We start from the raw sequence: 1,307 nt of genomic DNA on the forward strand, positions 1-1,307 counted from the left end.
GCCCACTTCCCCCGCGCCCTGTGCCGCTTCGACTCCGAGGACGGCCGCACCGGCCACGGCTGGACGGAATGGCACCAACCCCCCACCTGGCAGGACCACGGCTGGTCCTATCTCGCCGAGGAGAACCCATGACCCCACCGGTCTCCGGCGCCGGCGATCTGACCGCCCCCTGGCTGAGCGACGCCCTCGCCACGAAGGTCACCGCCGTCCGCACCGAGCCCGTCGGCACCGGCCAGGTGTCCGACAGCCTCCGCCTCTTCCTCACCTACGCCGGCCCCACCCGCCTCCCGGCGACGATGGTCGCCAAGGTCCCGGCCGCCGACGCCTCCAGCCGCGCCGCCGCCCGCGCCATCCGCACCTACGAGGTCGAGGCGCACTTCTACGCGCAGATCGCGGACCGCCTCGACGCGGGCGTCCCGACCTGCTACTTCGCCGCCTACGCCCCCGAACCCGACGAGTACACCGTCCTCCTGGAGGACCTCGCGCCCGCACTTCCGGGCGACCAGCTCGCCGGCGTCACGACCGAGGACGCCGCCGCCGCGATCGACGAGATGGCCGCCCTGCACGCCGCCGGCTGGGACGACCCGGACCTCGCCGCCCTGCCCTGGCTCAACCGCCACGACGCCGACTCGGCCGCCTTCACCGCCTCGATGGTCACCGGCCTCTACGACGGCTTCAAGGAACGCTACGGCGCCGACCTGCACCCCGACGTCCTCACCCTGATAGAGGACTTCCTCCCCGCGATCGGCACGTACCTCGCCGACCGCGAAGGGCCGTCCACCCTCTTCCACGGCGACTTCCGCGCCGACAACCTCCTGTTCGGCGGCCCGCGCGCCGCCGTCCTGGACTGGCAGACCTGCGCCTACGCCCCCGGCCCCGCCGACCTCGCCTACTTCCTCGGCTCCAGCCTCCCCACCGACGCCCGCCGCACCTGCGAACACACCCTCGTGGAGCGCTACCACAAGGCCCTCACCACGCGCGGCGTCACCCTCACCTGGGACGACTGCTGGAACGCCTACCGCCGCCACGCCTTCCACGGCATCGTCATGTCCATCGGCGCCTCCATGATCGTCGAACGCACCCCCCGCGGCGACGAGATGTTCCGCACCATGACCACCCGCCACGCCCACCACGCCCGCGACCTCGACTCCCTCAAGCTCACCGGCTAGACGGGGCCGACCCGCGTCGCGGCGCCGCCGTGCGAGTGCCGAGGTCGGTGAGGAGGTCTGGCAGCACCTGTTCCTCCTCCACACGGACGGTGCGGTCCTCCATCGCCGTGGCCAGGGACGGGTCCCAGGGGGTGGGGA

2 protein-coding genes are annotated in these 1,307 nt (G+C 73.0%); one reads left to right on the top strand and one right to left on the bottom strand.

Going from position 1 to position 1,307, the window contains the following annotated elements; all coding sequences use genetic code 11:
• The first annotated feature begins 128 nt into the window (after positions 1–128).
• Positions 129–1,169: a phosphotransferase gene (locus E1285_RS45055; protein WP_165967061.1), complete on the top strand. Its 1,041-nt coding sequence runs from the start codon at positions 129–131 to the stop codon at positions 1,167–1,169.
• On the opposite strand, the gene E1285_RS48355 is transcribed toward E1285_RS45055, so the two are convergent.
• A partial coding sequence (locus tag E1285_RS48355) for a DUF2399 domain-containing protein (RefSeq protein WP_132161032.1) occupies positions 1,159–1,307 on the bottom strand: 149 nt, incomplete at its 5' end. The two genes, E1285_RS45055 and E1285_RS48355, sit on opposite strands and share 11 nt — an antisense overlap.

This window comes from Actinomadura sp. 7K507 (genome assembly GCF_004348425.1).
Taxonomy (GTDB): domain Bacteria; phylum Actinomycetota; class Actinomycetes; order Streptosporangiales; family Streptosporangiaceae; genus Spirillospora.

Coding starts and splice junctions, on each gene's coding strand:
- E1285_RS45055 (WP_165967061.1), top strand. CDS start 129: ATGACCCCACCGGTCTCCGGCGCCGGCGATCTGACCGCCCCCTGGCTG.